At 48.7% G+C, this 20,729-nt stretch carries 17 protein-coding genes, 5 tRNA genes and 1 pseudogene; 18 read left to right on the top strand and 5 right to left on the bottom strand.

Translation table 11 applies throughout. The annotated features are described in order from the left end of the window. The first annotated feature begins 7 nt into the window (after positions 1-7). A complete protein-coding gene (locus tag VFT49_02765; GenBank protein HEU5004979.1) occupies positions 8-946 on the top strand; it encodes a prepilin-type N-terminal cleavage/methylation domain-containing protein in 939 nt (312 codons plus the stop codon). Continuing rightward, positions 937-2,577: a type II secretion system protein gene (locus VFT49_02760; protein ID HEU5004978.1), complete on the top strand. Its 1,641-nt coding sequence runs from the start codon at positions 937-939 to the stop codon at positions 2,575-2,577. The genes VFT49_02765 and VFT49_02760 overlap by 10 nt, the downstream gene beginning before the upstream one ends. A 3-nt stretch (positions 2,578-2,580) precedes the next feature. On the opposite strand, the gene VFT49_02755 is transcribed toward VFT49_02760, so the two are convergent. Next, the gene (locus VFT49_02755) at positions 2,581-3,237 is read right to left on the bottom strand and encodes a hypothetical protein (GenBank protein HEU5004977.1); all 657 of its coding nucleotides are present in this window, start codon (positions 3,235-3,237) and stop codon (positions 2,581-2,583) included. 61 nt (positions 3,238-3,298) lie between these two features. Here VFT49_02755 and VFT49_02750 point away from each other — a divergent pair, with 61 nt between their 5' ends. The 6 genes from VFT49_02750 to VFT49_02725 all read left to right on the top strand — a co-directional run bounded on the left by VFT49_02750 (position 3,299) and on the right by VFT49_02725 (position 10,628). Further along, complete coding sequence (locus VFT49_02750) at positions 3,299-4,801, top strand: hypothetical protein (protein HEU5004976.1); 1,503 nt, start codon at positions 3,299-3,301, stop codon at positions 4,799-4,801. Positions 4,802-4,831: 30 nt separating this feature from the next. Then, positions 4,832-5,659 carry a prepilin-type N-terminal cleavage/methylation domain-containing protein gene (locus VFT49_02745; GenBank protein ID HEU5004975.1) on the top strand — a complete coding sequence of 276 codons (828 nt, stop codon included), beginning with the start codon at positions 4,832-4,834 and terminating at the stop codon, positions 5,657-5,659. Next, the gene (locus VFT49_02740; protein HEU5004974.1) at positions 5,656-8,199 is read left to right on the top strand and encodes a hypothetical protein; all 2,544 of its coding nucleotides are present in this window, start codon (positions 5,656-5,658) and stop codon (positions 8,197-8,199) included. Before VFT49_02745 ends, VFT49_02740 begins: the two co-directional genes overlap by 4 nt. 9 nt (positions 8,200-8,208) lie before the next feature. Then, positions 8,209-8,817: a hypothetical protein gene (locus VFT49_02735; protein HEU5004973.1), complete on the top strand. Its 609-nt coding sequence runs from the start codon at positions 8,209-8,211 to the stop codon at positions 8,815-8,817. A gap of 108 nt (positions 8,818-8,925) precedes the next feature. After that, positions 8,926-9,825: a hypothetical protein gene (locus tag VFT49_02730; GenBank protein ID HEU5004972.1), complete on the top strand. Its 900-nt coding sequence runs from the start codon at positions 8,926-8,928 to the stop codon at positions 9,823-9,825. A 161-nt stretch (positions 9,826-9,986) separates the two neighbouring features. Beyond that, entirely contained in the window at positions 9,987-10,628 is a 642-nt protein-coding gene (locus VFT49_02725; GenBank protein HEU5004971.1) for a transposase, read from the top strand. Positions 10,629-10,699: 71 nt separating this feature from the next. Here the strand turns inward: VFT49_02725 and VFT49_02720 are convergent, their stop codons facing one another. Further along, positions 10,700-11,758 carry a cutinase family protein gene (locus tag VFT49_02720; protein HEU5004970.1) on the bottom strand — a complete coding sequence of 353 codons (1,059 nt, stop codon included), beginning with the start codon at positions 11,756-11,758 and terminating at the stop codon, positions 10,700-10,702. A 519-nt stretch (positions 11,759-12,277) separates the two neighbouring features. Continuing rightward, positions 12,278-13,159: pseudogene (gene xerA, locus VFT49_02715) on the bottom strand (site-specific tyrosine recombinase/integron integrase). A gap of 135 nt (positions 13,160-13,294) precedes the next feature. Here xerA and VFT49_02710 point away from each other — a divergent pair. Continuing rightward, complete coding sequence (locus VFT49_02710) at positions 13,295-13,810, top strand: nucleoside-diphosphate kinase (protein HEU5004969.1); 516 nt, start codon at positions 13,295-13,297, stop codon at positions 13,808-13,810. Here VFT49_02710 and VFT49_02705 read toward each other — a convergent pair. After that, positions 13,811-13,885 (bottom strand) — tRNA-Arg (locus VFT49_02705). 135 nt (positions 13,886-14,020) lie between these two features. Here VFT49_02705 and VFT49_02700 point away from each other — a divergent pair. From VFT49_02700 to tgt, 9 genes are all read left to right on the top strand, one after another. Then, the gene (locus VFT49_02700; protein ID HEU5004968.1) at positions 14,021-14,617 is read left to right on the top strand and encodes a hypothetical protein; all 597 of its coding nucleotides are present in this window, start codon (positions 14,021-14,023) and stop codon (positions 14,615-14,617) included. Beyond that, a complete protein-coding gene (locus VFT49_02695; protein ID HEU5004967.1) occupies positions 14,614-15,717 on the top strand; it encodes a peptidylprolyl isomerase in 1,104 nt (367 codons plus the stop codon). Before VFT49_02700 ends, VFT49_02695 begins: the two co-directional genes overlap by 4 nt. A gap of 62 nt (positions 15,718-15,779) precedes the next feature. Continuing rightward, positions 15,780-15,856 (top strand) — tRNA-Asp (locus tag VFT49_02690). A 343-nt stretch (positions 15,857-16,199) separates the two neighbouring features. Beyond that, positions 16,200-16,376 carry a hypothetical protein gene (locus tag VFT49_02685; GenBank protein HEU5004966.1) on the top strand — a complete coding sequence of 59 codons (177 nt, stop codon included), beginning with the start codon at positions 16,200-16,202 and terminating at the stop codon, positions 16,374-16,376. A gap of 37 nt (positions 16,377-16,413) precedes the next feature. After that, positions 16,414-16,489, top strand: a tRNA-Thr gene (locus VFT49_02680). 24 nt (positions 16,490-16,513) lie between these two features. Then, a tRNA-Gly gene (locus VFT49_02675) sits at positions 16,514-16,588 on the top strand. 42 nt (positions 16,589-16,630) lie between these two features. Beyond that, complete coding sequence (locus VFT49_02670) at positions 16,631-16,987, top strand: hypothetical protein (protein ID HEU5004965.1); 357 nt, start codon at positions 16,631-16,633, stop codon at positions 16,985-16,987. 4 nt (positions 16,988-16,991) lie between these two features. After that, complete coding sequence (locus VFT49_02665; GenBank protein HEU5004964.1) at positions 16,992-18,602, top strand: glycosyltransferase family 2 protein; 1,611 nt, start codon at positions 16,992-16,994, stop codon at positions 18,600-18,602. Between the two features lie 695 nt (positions 18,603-19,297). After that, positions 19,298-20,401, top strand: coding sequence for a tRNA guanosine(34) transglycosylase Tgt (gene tgt, locus VFT49_02660; GenBank protein ID HEU5004963.1), 1,104 nt, complete (start codon positions 19,298-19,300; stop codon positions 20,399-20,401). A gap of 30 nt (positions 20,402-20,431) precedes the next feature. On the opposite strand, the gene VFT49_02655 is transcribed toward tgt, so the two are convergent. After that, positions 20,432-20,508: transfer RNA gene (locus tag VFT49_02655), tRNA-Val, on the bottom strand. Positions 20,509-20,729 lie beyond the last annotated feature (221 nt).

Genomic DNA, 20,729 nt, shown 5'->3' with positions numbered 1-20,729 from the left:
TAGTAAGATGAAGTGGGCTCGCTACTCTCAAGGTCAGACCTTGCAAAAAGCAAAGAGATTTTTACCAAAATCAATATATTTTTCATCTCTTTTTGCAAGGTCTGACCTTGAGAACAAGTCGCGCGGTTACACGATAATAGAGGTTATGATCGTTTTGGCCGTAACCGGTATCTTATTTTCGAGCGCGGTACTGATGTTCCACGGCTCGCAGGGCAGAACAGCCTTATCGCAGAATATGTACGACTTTGCCTCTAAACTGGAATCTTATGCCAACGAGGTAAATTCCGGAGTTTATTCCGGCGCCAAAACCTACAGCTGCTCAATATCGGGCGGCAAAGCTAGTTTGAGCCCATCGGCCGGCGGTTCTCAAGGCAGCAATTTTGATTGTTTATTCCTGGGCAGAGTTATCCAACTTATCCCGGGGAGCAGCAAAGTCTATGTTTATACGGTTATCGGTAACCGTAATATTTATAGCGGCGGAACCGATACCGGCAAGACGGCTAAAATCCTAGAAGAAACTAATCCGCAAATTGCATCCAACAACGGCGCAATGGTGATGGTAGATGTCTATAATCTGCCTACTGATGTTAGTTTTTTGAGTGCCAAAGCTACATCGATAACAGATGGTAGCGTTTTGGATGGCTACGGCGATTTAGTCGGAATTTATGCCGATTTGTCTGATTCGGGCGGGGCGCAGTCCAATCTAGAAAGCGTGGCCTTTCCGTTTTCTGGTGGCGGCAACACGCCATATTCAACTTCTATGGCCGAATGCGTCTCACTTAACAGCTCCTGCGCATCGGCTAACGACGGCTATAGTGGCAGCGGCTATCGTCGAATAGGTAGCTGGAATATCTGTGTACAAAGCGGCGGCGACCGAGCAGAGGTCAAGGTCAAAAACACCGCCCAAGGTATTAGTACGGAGGTCGATAGCTTGTCATGCTCCTAGACCAAATCAAAAAAATCAAGCAGCAACGTGGCGATACGATCATTGAGGTTTTATTGTCGGTTTCTATCCTTGGTCTAGTGCTAGCCATGTCATTTACTTCGTCGTCACGAAGTCTTAATGCTGGTACCGATGCGGCTAACCGCAATCAAGCTTTGGCTTATGCTCAGGAACAAGTAGAGCTTCTTAGAACTGCGGCCAATGACGGCGCTATCAAAGATTTTCCAACTAACGGCAGCGCCTTTTGCATCGATCCTTCAACTGGCGGCCAACAAAATGTCGGCAGCGACGGCCTTTGCCACCTCAACGGTGAGAGTATTTTTGGAGTAGCTATAAAGTATGACTCGTCTAACCAGGTCTATAACGTGGCTGCGCAGTGGCAGGGAATAAATATCGAGGATCAAGTCAGCCTTTATTACCAAGTGCCGGCCGACCCGATTACTACTACACCCAATGTCAACGTCTCAATTTCTGCTTCACCAGCCGTTATTTCTTACGGTGAGTCTAGCCAGCTATCTTGGAATGTGACAACTAATACGGCCAGCGCTACCTGCAACGCTTCTGGCGCCTGGTCGGGGCCCAAAGCTAACTCGGGCACGCTAAACCTTAACAATATTACAACTTCACAAACTTATAGTCTGACATGCGTAGCAGCCGATGGCTCGTCAATGACCCGCAGTGCTAAGATCTATGTTTCACCCTTGCCGGCCCCTACTATCAATTTTTCTGCCTCGCCCAATCCCGTTACTCGGGGTAATAGGGTAACGCTGACTTGGACAACCTCCAACGCTACTGATTGCCGGGCCGATGGCGGACCGTGGGGTGGCGATAAAGGTACCAGGGGCAGCGAGGCAAGCGTACCTTTAAACTCCGACACAACCTTCGCCTTAAATTGCACTGGCCAACCCGGTGCTCCGTCAAAACGCGTGACGCAATCGGTAACCACTGTGGATGTCGCCCCGGTCGTCACTACTTTGACGCCCATTGTCTATGGCAATGGCAATGTTTATTTCAGGAGCAATATCAACCCGAATGGTTATGCCACTACCGCCTGGTATGAATGGAGTATTAATTCCAATATGAGCGGCTGCACTCTAACTACCTCGGCTTTTAGCGAGCCAGCAGTCAATTACGCTATCACCGATACGCGCTACGGTTCTTACTGGGGCAATGGCACACCTGTGAATTACTACAACTGTAATAGTTACGAGTATTTTTACAGGGTTTGCGCCTATAACAATTACAATCCAAGCAATATTGTCTGTGGCGACCCGGTACTATTTGGCATGCTGGCCCCAAGTGTAACTACCGGCGGAGCAACGCACGATGTTAAGGCTGGCGTATCAAATTCTTCTGGTTGGGAGCTGGCCGGCACCGTCAACCCTAACGCCACTAATGTGGACAGCTGTTACTTCAAGTGGGATAACGACAGCGATTTAAATAACGGCGAGCAAATTACTAACTGTAGCTCACTGCCTGGTGGTGGTGCCGGTAATGTTGGCGTCGGTACGCATATTGACCTAGACTGGGCCTACCGCGGCGAAGAAGATAATCGCAATTTCTACTACCAACTATGTGCCCACAACAGTGTTGGCACTAGCTGCGGGAGCGTGCAATCCTTCCACACCCAATAAGCTCTATATAGGAGAAGCGCTAGCAAAAGACTGTTTTAGCTCGGTAGTTAGCTGATTGCCCAAGGCATCTAGCTGACTTCTTGTTTGAGCGTCCTTACAGGCTACGGTCGGCGGCACGGACGAACCGCTATTAACAATTACCGAGCCGTTGACCCTAGCTACGATGCTGCTATCCGGCTGGCTGGCAGCAGATCCGGTGACTTTTGAGAGGTTGGCAAAAGCATGGTTGGTGCCAGAGGTGGTTCCGGCGCACTGGTTGGCCAAATCTGAGTAACTCTTTAAATAGAGTTGTATGGTTATCAGATCTCCCTGGCTGCTCGGCGCGGTCGTGACGGTGTAGGTTAGGCCGTTGAGCTTAGAAGATAGCTTAAACTTAACACCCAATTCGCTAAGCGTCATTTCTGAGTTTGAGGCGGCCTGCTGTTTTGATACGGTTGGAGTCGTCGGTTTCTTAGTATTTTGAGATGTCTTTTGGCTGATAGGAGTTTTTGTTGGTCGAAACTGGAAATAGGCAGCTACGCCCACGGCAATCGCTAGCAAAACCGCTAAAGCGATAACTCCACGAACGGGCAGCGATCCACTATTCTTGTCAGAAGCCATAGCATTAGCATAATCAAGCAAGTCACCGCCAGTCAAACCAGAGTGGCAAACTGTTGGCAAATAGCTTATGATTATAAGATGAAGAGGGCACCGCGACCGACCGGGAGTTGGGGCAACCAAAATGAGGCGCTTGCATAAAAATAAAACGCTATCTAAAAGAAGCCTTTTAAATCATACAGGCGACACGCTTATAGAAGTTCTGTTGAGCGTGACCGCTCTAGGCTTGGTGTTGGCGCTATCATTCACAGCGGCTACCCGCAGCCTGAATGCTGGTACCGATGCCGCCAACCGTAACCGGGCTTTGGCTTTCGCTAAAGAGCAGGTTGAACTGCTGCGCGACGCCGCTAACTCCGGCAATTTGTCCGACTACCCTACTAACGGCACAAGTTTTTGTGTTGATCCAACTACCAAAGATAGTTCGTCTCCCGATTCTAGCGGCTACTGTCACCTGGATGGTCAGGATCCTTTTGGGGTGATTATAAAATTTAACTCGTCTAACCAAACCTATGCCGTAACTAGTGAATGGCAAGGCATGTCTACTCAGGATTCGGTGGTTTTGTATTACCAAGTGCCGCTAGGGCCGATCACTACGTCGCCGATCGGACTGACCTTGACTCCAGAAACGGCGGCTATAGCTTCTGGCGGCCAGGTAACCATTAAATGGTCAACTAAGTCAGGGGGAGCCTTGAGCTGCCAAGCCTCTGGCGACTGGAGCGGCAGCCAGCCTACTTCTGGCCAGCAGACGTTTACCAACCTAACCGCCAGCAAAACCTATACCTTAACCTGCACAGGTACCGACGGAGTTTCTACCGAGACACGTAGTGCAACTATTACCGTAGCGTCGGCTGCAGCGCCCGATATAATCTTCAAAGCCGCGCCAGCGTCGGTTGCTAGCGGCGGGACTACCACTTTAATTTGGCAAGCAACCGATGCCGCCGACTGCTATCCATCGGCTGGCCCGTCTGACTGGATGAGTAACCCAGACCGGAGAGTCTCAAGCAGTTTCAATACAGCTGCCATTAACTCGGACACCACCTACGCAATCACTTGTGACAGCAATCAACCGGGGGGTTCATCAAGCCAGGCTAGCGTAACCGTGCCAATTGCCGATGCTCCAAAAGTCAGCTTAACTTCTAGCAAAGACTCCATTGAATATTACCAAGGCACCACTCTTAAGTGGACGGTTTCTAATGTAACTTCCTGTACGGCTTCCAGCTCGGATGCTAGTTGGAGCGGTAGTATTCGGCCTAAAGATGGCCAGCAGACTCTCGACCATTTGAGTTCGGGTACCAAAAGGTACACCTTAGATTGCACTGGCCCTGGCGGTTCCAAGTCTGCTCAGACCACGGTATTTGTGAATAACAACCCGGGCTTTTGCATAGATGCTAATTTCCAAAACTGCACTTATTTCAGTAGCAACGAATCTAATCTTAGCTCTCAGGGCTTAAACGACACTATATCATCGGTGTTGGTTCCGCCTGGTCGTCGCGAAATTTTGTATAAGGATGCCAATTTCCAGGGCGCTTGTTACGTGGCCGCTTCTAATGTGGCGAATATGGGATCAACCAATGTCGGCAACGACGAGCTGTCTTCGTTTAAGAATGCCAGTAGTGGAGGCTGTTAACTTTAGGGCAAATAGCTTATGATTAAAGAGATGAAGAGGGCACCGCAATCCTGGCATCAGCGTTTGAGCCAAGTGCAAGGAAACCAGGAGAAACGAGCGAAGCGTATATGCAATACGTTGAGCGAGTATCGTACACAGTTGACGCCGCAATTGGCCAAAAGTTCTACCAGAGTGACTAGCTCTGCTAGTCAGCAGGGTAGAACGGCGCTGGCGCCAGGAGGTTTCACGATCATTGAATTAATGATCGCCACATCTGTCTTTAGCCTCGTTTTACTAGTAGCGCTAGCCGGCTTTACCTCAATCGGCCGCATTTTTTACAAAGGCGTAACCATTAATCAAACACAGAACATAACCAGCCAGGTAATGAACGACGTTACTAGCAATATCGAGAATGCTGCCAGTGTTTCCACCCTGCAAAAAGGTGCCAGCTATAACTATTATTACTACTGTATTGGCGGCGTGCGCTACACCTTTAATGTTTCGCCCAAAGAGCTAGACACCAGCCAGCCAGAAGATTATTCACCAGGCGGCAACTTCGGCCTGGTTAAGGATATTTTGCCAGGCGCTACAGCCTGTGCCGAGCCTTGTCCCACATCAACCGGCTGCGCGTCGGGCACTTTGCCATTTAATAAGCCGGCCGAAATGCTTGGTAATCACATGCGCCTAATGAAGCTCGATATTGCTAGTGCTAATGGTGAACTTTATAATGTAAACATAACCATTGCATTCGGGGCGGACAGTGCGTTTTCTGATCTCAACGATCCAGACAAAATAGCTTGCACGGGCGGACAGCAAGACCAAGCATTTTGTTCCGTCACCCGTTTGAGCACAGGGGTTTACGAGGGGTTACATTCATGAGACGCACACACAATCAAGACGGCCTAGCCTCCATCGTCATTGTAGGCGTACTGGTGGTTCTTTTGGCGTTGATTACCCTGGGCTTCAGCCGCATCATGGACCGGGCTGTGACCAACTCGCTCAATAATCAATTGAGTGCAGCCGCTTCTTATGCTGCTCAATCAGCCGTTAATGACGCCATGGCTTATATCAAAGGGCAGTCCGACCCCACTACTGTTTCTTCCAACGACTGCACCTCTCTGCTTAAAGAGCCGGGCCTTTCTAATCTGGTAGATCTTTCCGGCGACGGCAACACCAAAATTACTTGTTTGATGGTCAATCCCACGCCAACTGATCTTTTGTACCAGCAATTACCGCCTAATGGCTCGCAGATCATCAAGGCTACAACTTCCGATGCCGTAGACAAGGTCATGGTTTCTTGGCAGGCGACGGATCGCACCAAGAACGCCTTCCCGAGCAGTTTATCCTTCTCCGATTTGCCAACCTGGAATAATAACAACTATGCGCCGGTCTTAAGAATAGGTCTCTACCCGGTACCTCCCAGTGGTCAAATTTCAGGCATCCAGTCTAACTCCAAAACTTTTTTCCTTGTGCCTGGTTCTGGCGGTGGTAACGTTACTACTTTCCCATACTCCACAGCTGATGGGTCAGTGGAGCAAGTGGCCTGCAATGCCAAGAACGTCGTCGGTTTCGATTCAGACACCACAACTTCTGGCTATGACTGCAACGCTATAATCAACGGTCTTTACGCCAACATAGCTCCTGATTCCTACTACTACGTTACCTTGACTCCAATGTATAACCAGGCAGATGTTCGGATTAAAGCCGACAACAGTGCTCAGCAGGCCGTAGAGTTTGAGCAGGTTCAAACTGTTATTGACGCCACGGCTACAGCCAACAACGCCGCCAAGCGTTTACAAGAAAGGGTAGATAGCAACACCACCGGTGATAACATAGCAGCTTCGGCCGATGCCGCGCCGGACTTTGCCATTCGATCGGCTATAGCTTTGTGTAAGCAACTTGAGCTTCACAAGAGCTACTACAACTATATTCTCAATGACGCTCCAAGTACCTGTAGCGGTAACTCCAGTGGGATCCCAACCGTCCCGCCAACGCTAACGCTTAGCATAACTGGCAACAATGGCAACGACGGCGGCGTGACGCGCGACAGCGGCGACGCTACGCCAGGCGGCTCCGGATATAGCGGTGTTGTTTATGTAGATAGTGCGGCGACTGTTAACTGGAAGAGCACAGACTCAGCTACTTCGTGCAATGCCAGCGGCGGTTGGAGTGGTGATAAAAACCCAGCCTCTAGCTGGAGCGGAGTGACCGGTACTGGCAACCAAGCCTTTGGCGGAATCTCTAATTACACAACCTATAGCATGCAGTGCAAGGGTCCGGGCGGCACAACGGCTACCAAAACCGTCACGGCCTGGCCTCCGCCTCGCGTCAGTTTGTCTGGGCCGGGGTCATACCAAGCCGGCTCTTCGTACACCATCAGCTGGTCGTCGGTTAACGCTTCAAAATGTACTATTTCGAGCTCTGGCAACGAGCCTTGGAACCAAACCTATAATGGCCTAAACCCATCTGGAGCGTCAGATAGCAGGGGCTTTGGCACCAACTGGAACGATGATAGCGGCAAATCTTATTCAATAACCTGCTGGGATCCTATTGGCCGGCAGTCATCCACGGCTGTCTGGAATGTCGGCCGTGGTGGCGGCAATACTCGAATAAATCCGCCGAGCTGTGACGCCAACACTAATGTTTGGAATAATGGTGATGGCACGGCCAGCTTCTCTTGGAGCGGCAATTGTCCCACCGTTAGTCCAGGGTCCGGATATTACTGCATCTACAGCACTACAGACTCTGATCCATCGGTGAATAGTTGCGGAGTTTACTATAACGGCGGACCTTTCCGCACAGGCGTAAGAGCTAGTTCTTATGGCAATCAAACATTTTGTCTAGGAATCCGCGCCAGCGCTGGTGTCTGGGGCCAGCTAGTGGATAGGAATAACTGCTACACCGTTCCGCCACCTCCTGTGACAGCAATATCATCGATAGCTGCTGAATACACTGATTGGCCTCTGGTTAAAAGTGGGTGGTGTCGCGATGGAGTGCACTCATATGTAATTTGCGTTAGTTGGAATGCAAGTCAGCCAAACGGATATATTGACTATTGCCAAGCAAGTGGTAAATCCACTAATGACGGAGATATACCTACTGGCACCTACTGGGGAGTTCCTCAATACAACAAAACTTTTGGTTGGCCCTTCTGGCCCGGCTTTGTCACGATAAATATAGTTTGTCATAGCGCAGTTTTTGGTAACACAGGCAATACTTCCGTATCAGATTCATACAGTCCGCCGCCGCCACCTCCTCCTCCGCCTCCTAGTGGCGGTGGTAGCTCCGGCGGCGGCGGATCCTCTGGTGGAGGAGGAGGGTCCTCTGGCGGTGGCGGAGGCTGTGGCTTAAATACAAGCGCACCATTCCTCCCAGATTTTGGAATAATTTACTTCGGTAGATTGGTGCCGATTTGCTAAAGGAACGAAATGAATAAGAAAACACTAACAATATTAGTTTTGGCTATAGTCATCTTAGGGGCTGGGGCAGGGCTATATGTCCTGAATTCCAAAAATAAGGCTACATTTGAGTATGAACAGTACTCTAGTTTTAAGCTATCGGGCCCAGAACAAGGCGCAGGTCTCGCTTTCGACAAACCTGTAGAACTTACCAAATATAGTAGCTCCAACGATCAGGTGGAGTTACTTCATCAATGGAAGAGTGGTGGCAAAAATGGAGAAACTTATATGGCTGCCGCTTCAGTTACTGGCACTTATACTCTGCCTAAAAATTCTATCGTATCTCTGGATAGTCAAACCATCACCAACATTAAAAAATTTGTTACGGATAGAATGCCATTAGGGTGGGAAACAAAACTTGGTACGCAAGAAACTTTTAAAAATAATTACATTAAAGATAATGCCTGGTTTTTTACTTTTTCTTCGTCAAAGAATCAAAACTTGTTCGAGGGCGAGGTCATATATGTCATTAGTGGCTCAGAATACTATTTTTTTCTAACCTCCTCTAATAAAGATAACTGGCAAGCCAATACAGTTGTTTGGGATCATATTACGCAAAGTTTAAAAATTGACCAATAGCCTCTAGCATTATCTAGTATTATATGATATAATATGGTCGTCCTAGCTTAGATTGACAACGTCAACCTCGATACCGCTATAGGACAGCGGTGAAGGGATGTGAAACGAATGAGCAAAAGGCTGCTGGTGGCGGGATTCGTTCTCGCCATGGCGGTGGCTCTGGCCGCAAACGCGGCCGCAGCCAAGGGGAAGCCGTCGTCGGCAGCCCTGCGGGTGCAGAAGAGCCTCACCGTCACCATCAACAAGACGACGAACTACGTGACTGCCTCCGGCTGGATCAAGCGCGGAGGCAAGAAGATCGCCGTCAAGTCGCCGGCCTATGTGGTCACGAGGAGCGACTCCTCGGGCAACACCTGCGGTTCAGCGCAGACGGGCTCCGGCTCGAAGCTCAAGCTGCAGGTTCCAGGTGCGTTCAAGGCCGCGGTCACCCTGCGGTCGAAGCTGAAGTACAACGGCAAGTACCTGAGCATCACCAAGATGGTCTCGGCCGATCTCGGTGGTGACCAGCTCGAGTGCGCCAAGCTGACCACTGCGCCTTCCGCCTCGGCGGTTTGCGCATGGGGCGTTGCTGACCCCGTGCAGCCCTGCGGCGTCCCGGTCTTGGGGAGGCCTGCATGGCTAACTCCTCCGCAGATGGAGGGCGGCTCGGTGTACGACGGTTCGTTCGCCAGTTCGTCGACCTTCTGCTGGAAGTACACGAAGCCGGCAAGCGGCGTCACGTGGATGGGTCTTCCGATCCAGCCCATGGAGTGGAAGTGCGCTGACGGAGAGGTCGTCGCGCCGTTCGTCTACGTGTGGCTCACCCACCCCAATTCCACGGACAGGTGCAGCGAGACGGGAACGCCGCTGGGTCAGGTGGAGAACTTCCAGGTCCCTCCGGACCTTGGCGGCACTCTCTATGTGACCTTCGAGCTCGTGTTCCCGGACAGGAGCATGGAGCTGTCGAACGCCGTCTTCAAGCTCAACGGCAAAGAAGACGGCTGCGCACAGCTCACGTCACACGGCTAGGACGAAGTCCCGAGGGGCGCGCAAATCCGTGCGCGCCCCTCGGGCAGAACAACTTTTATAATTTTTACTTATCAATTTATAACCCTCCCCCAAACCCCCCCTCAGAACTCTCGCAGGGTGTAACCTTGCGAAGACATAACAAAGCACTGTATAGTACATTTATGCCTTCCAGGAACATAGTCAAACAATATATCCCTGAAAGCTATTACCACATCTATAACCGTGGGGTGGATAGACAAGCAATTTTCAAATCACCAGAAGATTTTGCCGTCTTTCTTAGCATTATTAAAAGGCATCTCAGTAATGAACCGGCAGTAAGTAAATATGGACATCCACACCCTCACTATAAAGACCATATTGAATTGCTAGCATTTTGCTTAATGCCTAATCACTTTCACCTGCTGGTCTATCAATTTCAGGACGGTAAGGCCATAAGCAAATTAGTTCAATCGATCCTGACAGCTTACACCATGTACTTTAATAACAAGTACAGAAGGACAGGGCGGTTGTTCCAAGGAACCTTTAAGGCTTCTCGCATAAGCCAAGACAAGTACTTGCAGCATATTTCTCGCTATATTCACTTGAACCCAAGAGATTATCGCCGTTATAAATGGTCTAGCCTGCCTTATTATTTAGATGGTTATGAAGCCGAATGGATTAAACCGCAGCGTATTCTAGACATCTTCGAAGGCGATAACTATGAGAACTTCTTAAAAGATTACCAGGATCATAAAGCTATGTTAGACGAAATTAAGCACGAATTAGCCGACTACTCTTCGCGGGGTGTAACCTTGCGAAGATAATTTACTTCGGGTTGGAGCGGCGCTGTGTTTAAAAGCCGCCGCCCCAACCCTTATCTCCCTCGATCTCAGCACTACCAGTACAAGCCGTTTGCTCCGTAGGCATTCGAACCATAGATGTCTACCCGGAGCCAGCGATCACTGGCTTTCTTCGAGTAGCTGGCGTTCGTTGCGCCGGGGATGTCGCTGCAGTCCTCGCCAGGAGTTGTGCAGCTCTGCCACTGGTAATGGAAGGTGATGGCCGCTGACCCGCCTTGGCCGTCCCAGCTGCCTGGGTGGGCGGTGACCACGTCGCCAGGATTCATCGTGCAAGCACCTGTGCACCTTGTGCCATTGATGTCGGCCCAGAAGTCGTCAGCAATTGGGTTTGGTGCACCAACGTTACCGAACAGCCCGGGGGTCTGGGTGTAGTTTGTATGGGTGTAGCCATAGGTTGCAGTAGACCCGCTAGCGTTCTTGGCCACGACTTTGACCTGGATTGTGTGCCCTAGGTCAGCGGTCGCCAGGGTGTAATTCGCAGCTAGCGCTTTGTCGATCGGCCGGCAGTTGTCGAACTCCCGCTGGTCGGCCGGGCTGTCACAGCGGTACCACTGGTAGCTGAACGACGTCGGGTTGCCGTTCCAGGCACCGTCGTTGACACTGAGCTGGTTACCGACAAGAGCCAGCGGGATGCCTTGAAGGCTCCGTGTCCCGCTGATCTGCGGTGCGGTTACCAGTACCGGCGCTAAACCACCCGAGCTGGGCGAGGGCGACTTGCTCATCAGCTGGTCGGCGGCCTCTTCGGGTTCGTGAGTTTTAGCGTAGGTTTTGTGTGCACCAGATCCGTGCAACACGAACTGTCCCAGACCCTGACATACAGGATCTTGTGCGTGGCAGTACGACAGTACCTTGCCGCGGCTGTCGCGGGGAAATTTATCCCTGACGGGCAAGATGCCGTTGTTGTCGCGCTTCGCCATGTCGGTGACCGAGGAGTGGTTGTATCTCGGGTCGCCAAAGAGCACAACGCCGAAGATGTGTCGCCGCTGAGAGAACGTTAGCGACTGGTAAACGTCCCCAGTTACCTGAGCCCCCTGCGAGTAACCATCGAGCACGATCCTTGTCGATGGGCACGAGCTGATCTCGCCTTCAATCATCTTCTTGAGGTTCTTTTCACCCTCAAGAACCGAATCGTGGTAAGCACCGATTTGTTTGATGCGGGTCAGCGCGCCGAGGCCGTTCAGTCCATCGCGGATGGCATCGGCGTAGGCCAGGATCTTGGCTGAACTGACCGACAGTTGGGTCATCTCCCGCTTGAACGTCGGTAGGATGCCAACGGCAGGATAGGGGTTGGCCACTGCTTGGATCGTCGTCTGGCGGGCCAATACCTTGAACTCGCCGATGAACACCCTCCCTGGCGAACTGATTTGGTACAGGTTCTTTACCCCTGAGCCACGCGAATCGATGATGTAGTAGCTAGAGCAGGTTCTCTTACTGGACGCGGCGTTGGCGGTTGCGACCGCCACGCAGACAGCTACCAACAGCAGGCCGCTCAGGGTAAAGTGAGTTCCGCGCAAGGCGGATCACCACCTTTAGTTTTGAAGGAACGGGTATTTACACCTTAGACCAATCAAAGGAAGATCTGGCTAATTTTTACAATAGATTCTTATAAAAAGCTAGCTTCGCTTGTGATGAAACTGCTCATGCACGGCCTTTAAGTGCGGGTCAGTAACGTGCGTATAGATCTGAGTAGTGGAAATATTGCTATGGCCAAGCATGGCCTGAACACTGCGCAAATCTGCGCCGTTCATTAGTAAATCGGTAGCAAATGAGTGCCTGAGCGTATGCGGACTAACGTGTTTGGTTATGCCGGCCAGTTTGGCGTAGCGGGCTACCATGCGCTGCACGCTCCTGGCAGTTAGTCTTTGAAAGTTGCCGCTTGTGTCTGCTTTTTTAATACCGCTATAGCGGATGAACAGGGGATTAGCGTTATCTTGCCGCATGCTTAAGTACTTTTCTATCCAATCGGCGGCTTCTTGGCTAATAAATATTGGTCGGTCTTTTTGACCTTTACCACGGACCATGAATTCTCGCCTTTTAAGGTTGATGTGGTCGCGGTCTAAGCCAACTAGTTCACTCACGCGTAAGCCGCTAGAAAACAGTAGTTCAATAATAGCTCTATCTCTGGCACCTACCAATTTAGATATTTCGGGCTGGGCGGCTAAGCGCTCTAATTCCTCTGGCGTTAAAAAGGTGACCTGGGGGCGTTTGGTTCTGGCTAGTTCAATCTTATCCGCCGGCATAGCTTCCCATCCCCGACGGGCGCAGAATCGCAAAAAACCGCGCAGGGCAATAAGGTGATAGTTTTGAGTTATTTTAGATAGTTCATCACTACTGTTAGTGCCCAGGCGGTTAAGCCATAACCGCCATTTGCGTATAAGCTCTGGGTCTATGTCTTTAAGCTTAATATCACCGGCATAGTCGGAAAGGCGCATCAAGTAATGACTATAATTTTCTATGGTCTTTTTAGAGCGATTTTGTTCTAGCTCTAAGTATTCCAGAAAATCAGTGACAGCGTTTTCATATCGCATAAGCTTATTGTAACAGACGTTAGTAAACGAACATTTTTATTGTTCAATTTGGCCAACAGGCTCTTTCTCTGTTAAAATAGTCTAAAATAAACGGAAAGATATATGGAACGAACACTCATAATCCTAAAGCCAGACGCAGTTCAACGCGGCCTAATGGGCGAAATCATAGCCAGATTCGAGCGAGTCGGATTGAAGTTTATTGGCATGAAAATGGTTTTCCCAGACGAAGATCACTATCATTACCACTACGAAGAAATCAGCAAGATTATTTCCCGAAGAGGCGAAGAAGTCTATCGCCGAAATGCCGACGCCATGATGACTGGTCCCGTAGTGGCAGCGGTTTTAGAGGGCGTAGAGGCCGTTGACCTAGTTCGAAAGCTTGTAGGTGACACTGAGCCAAAGTCGGCTCAGCCAGGTACCATTCGTGGGGATTACGCACACCTTAGCTATACGCATGTGAATGAACGCACAATGACTGGTATGCCCAACTTGATTCACGCCTCTGGCGACGCCCAAGAAGCCAAGAAAGAAATAGCCCACTGGTTTAAAGCAGAAGAGCTATTTGACTACAAACTAGTTAACGAGCATTTTACTCAGCAAACAGACAAACTCAAGTAATGGTGCCCCCGAGAGGATTCGAACCTCTAGCTTCTCCTTAGGACGGAGTTGTTTTATCCATTGAACTACAGGGGCTTCCTGTCTGATACCACTAGGTCTTCGCCAAATCGCACGATTTTGCAGGGTGATTTAACGGAGTTGTTTTATCCATTGAACTACCAGACCTCGTAGTCTGTTTAATTCTATATCTTTTGAGTTAAAATACTAAACATGAGCGTTAAGGAAGGTGAAGAGACACATCCTAAGTCCCAAAAATCACGTTATTTTAGCGAGCAGTTCGACGACGAAGATGTTATGCTGGTTTTTCGCAAGCATCCAATCGTTATGCGCAAGGGGTTGCTCTTTGCTTCGCTGGCAGTACTAGTTGGGCCGCTGTACACATTGATACTTACATACGTAGATAAGAATAACCCGCCAACTATAACGTTCTTTTTTTTGAGCTTCTTGTTGAGCCTTGCTTTGGCGGCCGTGGTGATTTTTCCGTGGTGGGTGCGCTGGTATTTTAGTGTTTACATAATGACTACCCAGCGGTTCATCCAACAAACCAGAAGCCTATTGCAGGTTGATGTAGTAGACATTGGCTTAGAACAAATTCAAATGATTAACTACCAGATCTCGGGGCTCGAACAAACAGTCCTAAGATTTGGTACAATAGTCGTGCAAACGTACGTGGGGGATCTTGTTATCCATAGTGTCCATCACCCGGGGCGTGTACAAAAGAAGATGGTGGAGATTTTGCGAGAGCTGGGCATTCATCCTACCCAACGGTTGGGGTTGGCAGAGGAGCCAAAAATTATTGAGTCATGATCAAAAAATTTAAGAAGGTTAAAAAAGTAAGGGAGTTAGTGCCTGAGGTGGTTGCTGAAAAGGCAGCTACCCTTAATCCGCTGGCGCCACCAAAGCCAGAAGAGCCACCTCAGTTAGGGCCGGTCCAGCGGATTACTAACGAGAACATTACCGAGCACCGCGAGGAGGTTCTTAAGGGCGCTCGTAAGTATATCTATCCTCTGCAGCACTCTAAGCGCCGCATAGTTACGGTCACCTTGTCTATTGTTATCGGTGCATTGGTGGCTTTTATGATTTACTGCGGCTTGGCCCTATATAAGTTTTATCAATACAACACCTTTGTTTATAGGGCTACGCAAGTTGTGCCGTTCCCGATAGCTAAAACAGGCGGGAACTACGTAGATTACGAAAATTACCTCTTCGAACTGCGCCACTATATTCACTACTATCAAACACAGCAGCAAAAGGACTTCAGTGGCAGTGGCCAGCAGCAACTTTTGCAGTTTCGCAAGCAGGCATTGAACGATGTGATAAATAATTCTTACGTAAAGATTTTAGCGCGCCAAAATCGAGTGAGCGTGTCTAACAAAGAAGTGGATGATCGTATAGCCGAAGTTAGGGCTCAAAACCGACTGGGTAGTAATAACAAGGTATTTGCCGACGTGCTGCGTGATTATTGGGGTTGGTCAGTCAATGACTTCAAGCGGAGTCTCAAAGACCAAATATTGGCAGAGAAGGTGGTCGCTAAACTAGACACCGCTACCAACAGCCGCGCGCAGCAAGCTTTGGCCCAAGTGAACAGTGGTACGAACTTTACCGATGTGGCCAAGAAATTTTCAGATGATCCTTCGGCTAAGGATAACGGTGGTGATTATGGCATCTCTATAACTAAAGAGAATCCTAACATTCCGCCTCAGGTAACAGAAGAGCTATTTAAGCTTAAACAAGGGCAGGTGTCTGGCATAATAGACGCCGGACCTACTCTCGAGATAGTTAAAGTAAATAAAACTAATGGAGCTAGCGTCACGGCTCAGCACATCTCATTCAAGCTAAAAGATATTCAAAGCTATATTAACGCCGAGAAGGCCAAAGAGCCCGTTAAAACATACGTTCATTTTTAGGCCGCTCGAATTGCTTTTTTATCTGTAAATTGATAGACTAGCAGCTGTTCAATAAGATACGCGGGCTCGTGGTGTAGAGGCCTAACATGCCTCCCTGTCACGGAGGAGATCGCCGGTTCGAATCCGGTCGGGCCCGCCATAAATAAAACTGCCACCTGCAAAGTGGTTGTTTTAATTTTGGGCAGACCTTGTCTGCGATGCGAACCGAAGTCGGCGTAGACGCGGTTCGATGACAAGCCATACGCGCAGGAGTTTACTCCGAGCATATGGTGCAGGCAGTAGCTCAAGCGTTCATCCGGTCGGGCCCGCCATAAATAAAACTGCCACCTGGGAGGTGGTTGTTTTACTTTCGAACAAAAAATGTAGCCAGTTTTTGTGAATTCATAACAACAGCTAACACCTTAGAAACTTGTTGTTATTGCAACAAAACATTGACTTACCTCTTAAGCGCGAGCACCATGAAAATATAAGAGGGGATAGTTATGAATGAAACAAAAATACTGCCGAGTAAGGCTGAGCGCATCGAGACACAACTCTTAAGAGTCGTTCAGGCATCGGGTGCTGCGGCTGCCTGCGATATTTACATAAAATTTTTAGCTGAACGAGAAAGTGCTCGAACAGACAAAGCGCTTACCTACCAACGAGTAGCTCTTGTCTAACATCTGTTATACTAACTCTCAGGTTTTTTACTTTGGTGCCGATATAGCTCAGCTGGTAGAGCAGCACTTTCGTAAAGTGAAGGTCGGCGGTTCGAATCCGCCTATCGGCTCCACTATGGAGCTTTGCAAGAGGGCGGGCGGGTGTCGTATAACGGCTATTATATGGCCTTCCCAAGGCCGAGACGCGGGTTCGACTCCCGCCACCCGCACCAAAATTCGAAAACCTGTAATAAAAAAAGTGTAAACTTAAATAAGTGGAAATCTCTAAGAAATTTTTACATGACAGGCTAGTACTGTTGCTTATAACCGCTCTTGCAACGCTAACAGCTATTGGGGTGAGTACGGTTCTGATACGTTTTGACGTATCTAAAAACCCCACCACCACAGCCGCTTATCGTCAAAATCTCGTAGGAATTTATTATCAAAGTGGCAAGCCTATTGATATATACGCTCTAGCTATTTTTATGATTTTTAGTGCCGCCGCGGCTGTTGTGTTGGCTTACCGAACCTATAATTTGCGTAAGCAAATATCTGTTATGCTGCTTGCGATGTCTAATTTTCTGGTAGTCCTGGCCATTATTGTCGCTAACGCTTTGATTTCTATACAATAAGCATATGCGCTCCATTGAGATTCCCCAGCCCGAAGATAGAGATTGGCGATATCGAGCTTTTGAAATCCTACCGGGCGCTTTAACCTGGATTGTACTTATCTTGCCGGTGATCTTTAGTATCGTGAGTCCCAGACTAGCCACTTATTTTATTATTGCCTATCTTCTTCTATGGTTTGTGCGAGCCGTTGGCTTGAATGTTCGATCCTTTCAGGGTTGGCGGCAAATGAAAAGCCACCGCAATATGCCGTGGCAAAAACTTAATGCCGACCTAGAGATCCTCGAACTAAAGACCAAGAACCTGCCCAAATGGCACGAGCGAAACTTAGCCCGGGTTAAGCAATACATGCCCGAGAGAATGAAACCCAGCGAAATTTATCACGCTGTTTTCATTGCTTTTTACAATGAACCGCAAGAAATTGTCGAGTCAACCGTGCAGTCAGTGCTAGCTTCTGACTATGACATGAAAAAAATAATGCTGGTGTTGGCCTACGAAGAACGGGGCGGCAAGGCCGCCGATGATCTGGCTAAATATCTCATCAAGAAATATGGTTCAAAATTCTATTCTGCGGTTGCCAGTAAGCACCCGGCAGATATTCCCGGAGAAGTAATAGGCAAGGGCGGCAACATCACTTACGCGGGATTTGTCTTTCAAAAATTTATTGAAAAGCAGAAGATTGATCCGCTGCGCGTTATGGTCACCACGCTCGATGCCGATAACCGGCCCGACCCGCAGTACTTTGCCGCACTGACCTACACATATTGTTCTACTGAAGAGCCTAAATACTCCTCGTATCAGCCCATACCGATGTATACCAATAATATTTGGGATGCCCCAGCCCCAATGAGGGTAATAGCCACCGGTAACTCATTCTGGAATGTGGTGCTATCTATGCGCCCGCACATGCTGCGTAATTTTAGTTCGCACGCTCAACCGCTGGCGGCCTTAATCGACACAGATTTTTGGAGCGTTAGGACTATAGTCGAAGACGGGCACCAGTACTGGCGTACCTATTTTCGCTATGATGGCAAACACGATGTATACCCCATATTTGTTCCTATTTATCAGGATGCCGTTTTAACAGACAGCTATAAACGCACACTAAAGATGCAGTTTATACAAATTCAGCGTTGGGCCTGGGGCGCTTCTGATGTCGCTTATGTCGCTTATAATGGTTTCTTAAAACCCAATAGAATTCCAAAGACTAAGGTTTTAGCTAAGTTCTGGCGCCTGTTAGAGGGACACCTAAGCTGGTCTACCGCGCCGCTAATAATAGCTCTGGCCGCTCTAGTGCCTTTCTTCCTTAATCCTCAGAGCTATATAGCTAACCAATTACCACAAGTAGCCAGCAAGCTTCAAACCGTAGCAATGGTTGGAATTCTAATGACTCTTTACTTGAGTTTTCAAGCCCTGCCGCCAAAGCCGGCCCGCTATAAGCGTCGACGAACTCTGTGGATGATGGTTCAGTGGATTTATCTACCAGTTACCACAATCTTGTACAACGGTTTTGCGGCCGTCAATGCTCAGACTCGCTTAATGTTCGGCTGGTACATTAGCAAATTTAACGTTACTGAAAAAGCCATCAAGAGCGAACGCGCCGACGTCGCCAATATGTAATCATTTCACCAAGGAGGGGTGCTCTGACAAGAATCTAAGATAGGCCTGGTGGTCAAATCTTTTTAGTACGGCGGCGGTCTCATTAGTGATGCTACGAGCTAATATCAAGCCGTTTGAGGCATTTTTAAGAACATTTTGCGTTATTACCGCGTTTAACTCCTGAGCGGCCATATGAACACCTTTACGGTCGCGTAGACAACTTACTAATTCACTTAATAAAATAGCCGGGTTATATGGTTCGGTCCTCGCACCTTTTTGAACTACAAATGTCGAGGACGCATCTATAGATTCGTGCGTAGTAAAGATTGCTAAACAGACAGAGCATTGTCGGCGGCGCCAAATCTGATTGTTGCGCTTTTGGTGGCGGCTATTCTTAACGCTTGTTGCGGAGCCACAATATGGACAAACCATGTCAACATATTGTCATAACGCTGGTAAGAATACCAGTGGAAAACTTATCTAAGATTATGGAAAACTAAAAACCCCGGCCTTAGACCGGGGTTTGCTTCTCTGTTTTAAGCGCTTAGGCTCGGGCTTGCCTGGTACGGCGAATCCGGGGCTGAGCTGGTTTTACGTTAATAATTTCTTCGTAAAAAAGCTTGAATCCTTCAAGCGGGTTACCAACATTCGTGGTACTCAAAACTTACCTCACTATTAACAGTAGACAAAGTTATCATCTGGGCAATTTGCTGTCAATGCCTGCTACAATAGACCAAGTGTCTAAAAACACCTTTCAACAGATACAAACGTCAAGCAAATTTGCCCGCAGTGGAATTCTCAACACTAGGCGGGGTTCTGTAATCACACCCCTCTTTATGCCGGTAGCCACCAGAGCGGCGGTTAAAGGAGTTGATCCCGTTCAGGTCAAGAATACGGGCGCTCAAATTTTACTGAGCAACACCTATCATTTGCACCTTCAGCCTGGAGAGGCACTTATTAAGAAGTTTGGCGGACTGCACCAATTCAATAAGTGGGAGGGCCCGATACTAACGGATTCTGGTGGCTTTCAGGTGTTTTCGCTGGCCAAAGTTAGAAAAATAACAGAGGAAGGGGTTGAATTTAAAGATCCAAAAACGGGAGATAAAGTTTTTATTTCGCCAGAAAAATCGATGCAGATTCAATTCGCACTTGGCTCGGACATCATTATGGCCTTTGATGATTTAACTGGACTAAGCCTAAGCGATCGGCATCGAACAAGCGAGGCGCTGGAGCGTACTCACCGCTGGCTGGAGCGCTGTGTAGCTGAATTTAAGAGACTAACTGTTGGTATGGCTACCAACAAGCGACCTCTGTTATTCGGCATTTCTCAAGGTGGGCTGGACAAAAAACTGCGGGCCCGCAGCCTTGATTTTGTCCAGGCTCAAGATGTGGATGGCGTGGCCGTTGGAGGATTGTCAGTTGGTGAAAGTAGAGAAGAAATGCATGGCATGTTAGAGTATCTGGCTGCATTGTACGACCCTACGAAAGTCCGATACCTCATGGGCGTTGGTGACCCAATCGACTTAAGGTTTGGACTTAATCACGGAATCGACATGATGGATTGCGTACTCCCAACTCGTAACGCACGTCACGGTAGTGTTTGGGTGAGCGGCGACCAAAAGCTCAATCTTAAGAATGCGACCTTTGCAGCTGATAAATCTGTCATAGAACAGGGGTGTGATTGCCAGGCTTGTCAAACTGGCTACAGTCGAGCCTTCCTTAGACAACTTTATAAAACAGATAATCCACTAGCCGGAACCTTGGCTTCGGTTCACAATCTTCGCTACCTGCAGCGAATTTGTGAACAATATAGAAAATAAAAAACTCTGCTCCTGAAAGCAAAGTTTTCGTGGTGGGCACGGAGGGGCTCGAACCCCCGACATCCACAACGTCAATGTGACGCTCTAGCCAACTGAGCTACGTGCCCGGGACGTTAAATATACTAGCTTACCAGGGGTGGTTTAGCAAGTTCTCATATATGACGTTAAGATAGAGCACAGTACTTATGCACACTTGTGGATAAGGCGAGTAAAAAAGTACTAGCATTAAAGTGCTAGTGCCTATATAGTTAAAGCAGGTTGAGTTTTGCCGAAGTGTTAATGAAAAACCGGCTTGAGTGTAATTGCGAGGACACTCAGAGCCGTTTTT

Source organism: Candidatus Saccharimonadales bacterium (assembly GCA_035758565.1).
Taxonomy (GTDB): Bacteria; Patescibacteriota; Saccharimonadia; order Saccharimonadales; family UBA10212; genus DASTXL01.
The sequence above is the reverse complement of the archived record's forward strand: the minus strand, read 5'-3'. Positions and strand labels throughout refer to the sequence as shown.